Here is a 6,948-nt window from a genome sequence, read left to right as displayed (position 1 = left end):
CCCAGCAAACTCTAGAATTTATAGGTTCCAGTTATGGTGAAGCTTCGCGGTGCTCCGATCAGATTGGCATTATCCGTATAGCCAACGCTTTTGTAATAATACTTATCAAACACATTATACACGTTAAGCCTGAAATCGCTATTTTCCGTCGGGCTGTAAGCAACCACCAAATCTAGAAGACCATAGGCATCCTGCTTTGCGTTCACATAGCCATTTACGTTACCTTCGATTGAACTTTGAAAGCGACCAGACGCCCCCACACGCCAACGGTTGAAATCTTCGGGGAGCGTGTAAACCGTTGAAAGCGTGAGCAGATGCTGCGGTTTGTCTCTCCCATATCGGTCACCCGCTTTACCACCCGTTGAATCTTCAAGATATTTTGCGTTGATGTAGGTGTAACCAGCAAAGATGCGCCAGTCCTCTGTGATCAGACCAGAAACTTCAGCCTCAAATCCGCGACTACGAACCTTCCCAGCCGCAGAGTAACACTCAATGCCTCCGTCACAGGGCGGCAGCTGATCCGGCAAGTTTTTCTGGTCGATCTGAAATGCAGCTAAGCTCGCATTAAGTCTACCACCAAGAAATTCACCTTTGATACCTGCCTCATAATTCGTGCCGGTCACGGGATTAAGCAACGAACCATTTGTTCCCGTATAATTCTGCGGTTTAAAGATAGAGGTTACGCTGCCATAGACCGTGAATATATCGTTCAGATCATAGGTTGCAGCAACATAAGGTGTGAACCTATGTTCAGCCTCAAACGCTGTGGATTCTGTATAAGTGCCGCTACGGAAAAAAGTATTCGTTTCGTACCAGCTCAGTCGCCCCCCAACAAACACGTTAAGAGGATCAGTCACATTAAATTTGGCTGTTCCATAAAGACCATAGTTAACTTCTTTAGACTGTCGCTCCCACATATAATTGAAATCGGGCATAGGAACGTCAACTGATTGCTGCCAATTGAACGGATCAAATTGATATGGAAACTCGGATGGCCAGCCACCAGGGCCATCATCGTTGATATTACGCCTGTAGTTACCACCCAACGACAGTTCATGAGTGCGGCCAAGCAAGTCAAATGAACCTTGAGCATTTACATCAAAAGCAGTCTGCTTGTGATGATAATCGTATTTGCCAATATTGTATTGCAATTCGTCACTGGCGGGATCTAGGCGATACAGTGAAGCGCCAAGCATATCCATCTTAGCGTCAAGATAGCTTCCTTTGAGTTTAATCACCCAATCATTGTCGAGCTCATGCTTAATTTCACCGAAGACATTGGTGTTCGCCTTGTTCCAGTAGGTCCATGATGGGCTTGAACGAACAGAGCGATCAAAGTCGTAAAAACTGCCATCAGGACGGGTTGGTAAGCCATTCCAATCCGCACCCGGGCTTTTCTCACGGTTATAATAACCGCCCAATGTCAGCATCGTATCTTCAGTCAGATCAGCTTCAAGGATCCCGTAGTATAGCTGACGCTGTCGTTCGTAATCCTGCGTGAATGTATCCGAATCCTGCAGCGATGTGACCATACGCCCGCGGAGTGTGCCTTCAGCATTTAAGGAACCACCGGCATCAAGCGTCCCCATGTAGTTATTCCAGCTACCCGCTGTTCCCGTCACGATGATCTGTCGCTCTGCTGTCGGGCGCTTCCGAACCAGATTAATAGATGCCGATGGGTTTCCCGCTCCCTCAAGCAGACCTGTGGCCCCTCGTACAACCTCAACCCGATCATACATTGCAAGTGTTGAAGAGCCGACAACGTCTGAATCCTGGCTAATGGTAAGGCCATCGACCATGATATTGTCGACCTGAAATCCGCGCGCAAAATAATTGCTTCGCTCGCCACCCGTTGCGCCAACGGTGATGCCTGTCGTATTCGCTAAGGCATCTTCAACCGTGACCATACCCGCGTCCCGTATCCGCGCATTTGTCACCACACTGACTGACTGCGGCGTTTCTCGAATTGAGAGGTTTAGCCCCGTCGCCGTCGACATTTCGCCCGTTGTGTAAGAGCCGGAGCCTTCCGTAACTGATCCCTGTCCGACGACTGTAATGGTGTTCAGAACAGTCGTACCATCAGGCGCACTAACTACGCCCGATGATGTAGACGCTGGGTCAACGATTGTAACTGTATTCGCATTTGTAAATCGCCAGTTTAAGCCAGTTCCGGCCAAAGCTGTAGCGATTGCCTGAGACGTGGACATTGATCCACGGACTGTTTTGGCAACCTTGGACGCTAAGGCTGTCTCATTGAAAACCACGGCTACCCCGGAAATACGGCCAATATCATTCAGTGTCTGGCGAACAGATTTCGACTGAATATTGAAGTCATGAACTTTTTCAGCAGCCGCCTGAGCATATGCGTTCGTGAGAAACACTGAAGCATCAGTTGCCACTGACAGAACTGTTGTCGCAAGCAGCAACGCAAATCTGCGTGTCCCGGCGCTGATATTCATGATTATGCCTTTCCCGTATCCATTCTGGTGCGGGCGCATTGATTTCGCGCCCCTCTCAATGGACTTAACGGTCGGGATGACAAGCCACCCTCATAAAAAGATGAATTATTTTATCCTATTTATGAAATCGATCATCATGGCCCAATGACGACAAGGCGTTCGCTCAATTTGCGCATGTTGAAACCGACTGAGGTTTGCAACGACGACAAAGCTGCATCCGTATCTTTGAGCGAAAAACTACCGCTGATGCGTCGCGCACCCAAGGCTGACCCCATGACGATTATACGGCCATGACGATAACGCTCAATCTTTTGCAATACATCCTTCAGTGTCGCATCGTTGAATACAAATCGTCCCTCATGCCAAGAAAGCGCATCACCTATGTCAACATCATGCGGTGTGGATAGCCCTTTATCGCTATATCCGACAGCTTCACCGGGCTTAAGAACGACCTGATCCGACGAATTGATCACTTCTACGCGCAAGCTGCCATGTTCAAGTGTCACTTCGACACCAGCTTCATTGAGAGCGACGTCAAAGGCAGTGCCAAGAACGCGCGAGCGTCCATTTTCTGCCTCGACGATGAACGGCACACTGGAAGGTGTGACCTCAAAATAGGCCGTTCCGCGCAACAATTTCACCTGACGGGCGTGATCGTCAAGGCGAACGTCGATAGCAGTATCAGCATCAAGTAAGACCAACGAGCCGTCATCCAGCCGAACCTGGCGCGTTTCACCGCGTGCAGATACGTAATCTGCATTGAAGTCTTGCCAGAGATTGGGCTTTTCCAACCATATCCAGCCACTTCCAAGTGCAAACAGCAGGACTAGCATCCCTGCAACGCCTTTGTTGCCCGACTTTCTGCGTTTGCGTATATCTTTAATACGACTGAGAGGGCCGGCCAGCGACGATGCTTCTTCGCGGGCAATTTCCGCGCCGGGCGCAATACTGGATGACCAAAAAGCACTGATTGCGCGAAAAGCGGCTTCATTCTCTGGATTAAGCTTCTGCCACGCCAAGAAATTCTGTTTATCGGAACGCGACGGCTTACCATTCATACGCGTAAACCAAGCTATAGCCTCTTTTTCAGCTTGAGCTTGATCAGATATGTCAGCGTTATGCTCTTCCATGATCACCAAGTATCTCACGCGTATGAGGCAGCGCTCCGCATAGGGCCTCTCCGATATAACGATTATCCAGCACTCTACCCCTCAGCCTTTTATTCGGCAGCTTGTCGACAGGCAAGAATGGCCTTTGCCATATCTCGTTCTACCGTGCTGTACGAAATATTGAGCGCTTCAGCGATTTCGTCATAGGAACAGCCATGAATTCGATTGAGAAGGAATATATGTCTGACACGCTCGGGAAGTGAACGGATTGCCTTATCTATCTGGCGAACATCGTTGATCGCAATGACAATCTGCTCAGGCGTTGCGACAGGTGCAGCATATTGCTCTTCCGTCAACATTTCTGGCAGTTTTTTGTGTCGGTTTTCAACCCGTATCAAGTCGATTGCCGCATTGCGTACACACCGGCTAAGATATGCAGGCGTCAGAATGATATGCTCTCTGGTCTTACCCCAAAGACGAGCAAACACATCCTGAACAACATCGGATGCGTTCGGTGCGCCTATTTTTCGAATGACCATACGCTCAAGACGCTGACGCTCAGCCCTGTAAAGAGTATCTATCTCGTCAGACTTGGCGTCCATTAGAAGTTACAATCCGTAAACAAGCGACATTATCAATAAACCTTATCATTGCTCATATAAAACATGACCACAATAGGCAAGAATAGAAGCCAGTTTGGTTTTCTACAAATTGCGAGACGTATTCAAATTAGCGCCAATCTGTAAAATTTGCAGAAAAAGCCACTATTTGGCCACTTCACCAATTACCTCACCCAACTATCACATTCGCTCCCTTTTTAACGGGTGTTGCTAAAAAGCATCTACATTGTTCGAAACCGAGACAGCACGGTGGAAACACCACAAGCCACAGTTGAACGGAAAACAAAATGATATATTGAGCCAATCACTCAACTTTAGCCAGCAAGTCCCTTAGGCAAGCCAGCAAACGCGCAACGCTTATTTGGGGAATATCAAATGCTGCGGCCTTCAGTCTTCAAAATATCTGTCAATCGTAAATTGCTGGTAGCTCTTTCTGCCTCTGCCACTCTACTGGCTTATACCGATGCCCATGCTCAAATAGCACCTGAAACGCAAAAGCAGCAGCAGACCCAGAAAAAAGACGACGAAAGCCCAGAAACTATCCGGCTACAGACAATCACTCTCTCGGCAGAGCGTGCAGCCAAAAACCTGCTTGATGTACCAATGTCGATCAGCGTGATTGATCGCGACACGCTTGATCGACACCAAGTCCGCGATATTCAAGATCTGGTGCGTTATGAACCGGGTGTGAGCGTCGATCGTCAAACTTCGCTTACCAATCCTTTTGGTCAGCTTAATAGCTTCAACATTCGTGGCGTTGGCGGAAATCGGGTGCAAATTCTCGTTGATGGCGCACGCGTTCAGGAACGCATTACTGATGGCAGTCGCGATTTCGTAGACCCCTTCAACATGAAATCGGTTGAAATAACACGCGGCCCAAATTCAGTGCCCTGGGGTGCCGATGCCTTGGGTGGCGTTGTGTTCTTCAGAACGATGGATCCGGACGACTTGCTGGATGGCACCAAACCGTGGGCTGTCGAAACAAAGTTTAGTTATGACAGTTTTGACAAATCATTTCGCAAACAAATTACCGGTGCCGCAGAAGCAGGCGATTTCAAGGTTTTGGGTAGCTTCGGACACATCAATGCATCTGAACCAGATATGCGCAAGGCACGTGCTGATGGCGGCATATGGGGCTGCCCACGCGAGTCTATATGGCCATGCAACAAAGCATTCCCTATGGACACGGACTCTTATAACGGACTCATGAAGCTTCAGTGGAACCCATCGGCTGATCATGAATTCAAACTGACCGGGGAGTGGTTTGAACGCAACACGGATGTCGATCAGAAATATGATTCCGGCGCCGCCAATCCGGCCTATCTGAACATACCCAGCTTTTATTATGAAAATGAGAGTTGGGATCGATCTTTGAAAATGCAGCGGGCGCGCTTTGCGCTGGACCACCGCTGGACAGTCGGCGCTTCTTGGCTGGATGAAGTGAAGTGGAATATTTCCTATTCGCCGCAAAAGCGAGATACCACGAGCAACCAAATTCGTAACTACTCGCGTTATGCAACGCCGCGGCGTGAGGATCGCATTCAAATTCGCAATTACAGCGAAGACTTCTTGCAGGCCGATGTACAGTTGACATCGTCATTTGATATTGGCCAGACAAGCCATAAACTCATTTATGGTTTTGCAGGTGACATCACCAAGAGCAACTATGATGGCAAAAACATTACAACAAATCTGAATACCGGCATCACCACAGTTGCTTTGCGACAAGGGTTTAATTTCCCTAAGGTGGACACGGTTCGCGCAGATTTTTATGTACAAGATGAAATCAAGCTGCTGGACGATCGCTTGACCCTTACGCCGGGTTTGCGCCTTGCTACTTATTCCATCGATCCGACCAGCGATGACGATTACGTTCCGCTAGACGGCTTTGAGCCTGAGAAAATGGACAAGACCCGCCTGATCAAGCGCCTTGGCGGCATCTATAAACTGGACGACACTTATTCGCTTTTCGCTTCATACGGCGAAGGCTTCAAGATGCCAACTGCCCAGCAACTCTTTATTTCTTCATCGTCAATCGGTGCAACGGGCATGGTGGAAGTTATTCCAAATCCAAACCTCAAGCCTGAGTTTGTCCGCAGCTATGAAGCCGGTTTGCGTGGTGAGTATGATCGCGGATATTTCAGTGCCTCTGCATTCTATTCCGATTACAAGGACTTTATCCGCAGCTTACAGCGGGTTCCGGGTACAGCGGATAAATATACATCTGATAACGTTGAGAGCGTAAAGGTCTGGGGAATTGAGTTCGCTGGTGAGTATGAGGTCTATAATAACCTCTTTGCCAACGCTGCACTGTCTTACATGCGCGGCGACCAGCGTGTCGATGCAGGCTCGGAAAAGACCCCGTTTGATGGCGCTGTTCCACTAACGACAGTTCTGGGGCTACGATACATCATCCCGGATTGGAATCTTGAAACAGAATTTGTCGGCACTTTTGCATCTGGAGTGAAGCGCCGCGCGGATGAGAATGCTTTCAAGCCTTCAAACTACTCGGTATTTGATGCTTATGCCAAGTGGAAGCCGACCAAACATATCGACGTGAACTTCGGGGTCGAGAACATTTTCGACAAGCGCTATTTCCCGAATACACTCACCGGTTACGCCAATACTCCGGACTCTTCTTCGGTAGCGAACGTGAACCCACTGGAAATGCAGATCGCACCAGGCCGCTCCTTTAAAATCGGCGCAACAATGCGTTTCTAAACGTCTTCGATGATCAACATGCCGGAGGAGATTAAAAAT

At 48.7% G+C, this 6,948-nt stretch carries 4 protein-coding genes; 1 reads left to right on the top strand and 3 read right to left on the bottom strand.

Annotation, left to right across the window (positions count from 1 at the left end):
• Positions 1-11: 11 nt before the first annotated feature.
• The 3 genes from WH356_RS15520 to WH356_RS15510 form a co-directional block, all read right to left on the bottom strand.
• The gene (locus WH356_RS15520; RefSeq protein ID WP_339512336.1) at positions 12-2,459 is read right to left on the bottom strand and encodes a TonB-dependent siderophore receptor; all 2,448 of its coding nucleotides are present in this window, start codon (positions 2,457-2,459) and stop codon (positions 12-14) included.
• A 134-nt stretch (positions 2,460-2,593) separates the two neighbouring features.
• Entirely contained in the window at positions 2,594-3,589 is a 996-nt protein-coding gene (locus tag WH356_RS15515) for a FecR family protein (protein ID WP_339512334.1), read from the bottom strand.
• 89 nt (positions 3,590-3,678) lie between these two features.
• A complete protein-coding gene (locus tag WH356_RS15510) occupies positions 3,679-4,170 on the bottom strand; it encodes an RNA polymerase sigma factor (protein WP_339512332.1) in 492 nt (163 codons plus the stop codon).
• Positions 4,171-4,563: 393 nt separating this feature from the next.
• Here WH356_RS15510 and WH356_RS15505 point away from each other — a divergent pair, with 393 nt between their 5' ends.
• Positions 4,564-6,909 (top strand): TonB-dependent hemoglobin/transferrin/lactoferrin family receptor, encoded by a 2,346-nt coding sequence (locus WH356_RS15505; RefSeq protein WP_339512330.1) that lies wholly within the window; start codon positions 4,564-4,566, stop codon positions 6,907-6,909.
• Positions 6,910-6,948: the final 39 nt, after the last annotated feature.

The sequence above is a fragment of the Ochrobactrum sp. MYb379 genome, assembly GCF_037479515.1.
Classification (GTDB): Bacteria; Pseudomonadota; Alphaproteobacteria; order Rhizobiales; family Rhizobiaceae; genus Brucella.
This window is presented reverse-complemented; position numbering and strand designations above follow the sequence as displayed.

Bases quoted from the DNA above. Each gene is read 5' to 3' on its own strand.
- WH356_RS15520 (WP_339512336.1), bottom strand. From the start codon at position 2,459: ATGAATATCAGCGCCGGGACACGCAGATTTGCGTTGCTGCTTGCGACA.
- WH356_RS15515 (WP_339512334.1), bottom strand. From the start codon at position 3,589: ATGGAAGAGCATAACGCTGACATATCTGATCAAGCTCAAGCTGAAAAA.
- WH356_RS15510 (WP_339512332.1), bottom strand. From the start codon at position 4,170: ATGGACGCCAAGTCTGACGAGATAGATACTCTTTACAGGGCTGAGCGT.
- WH356_RS15505 (WP_339512330.1), top strand. From the start codon at position 4,564: ATGCTGCGGCCTTCAGTCTTCAAAATATCTGTCAATCGTAAATTGCTG.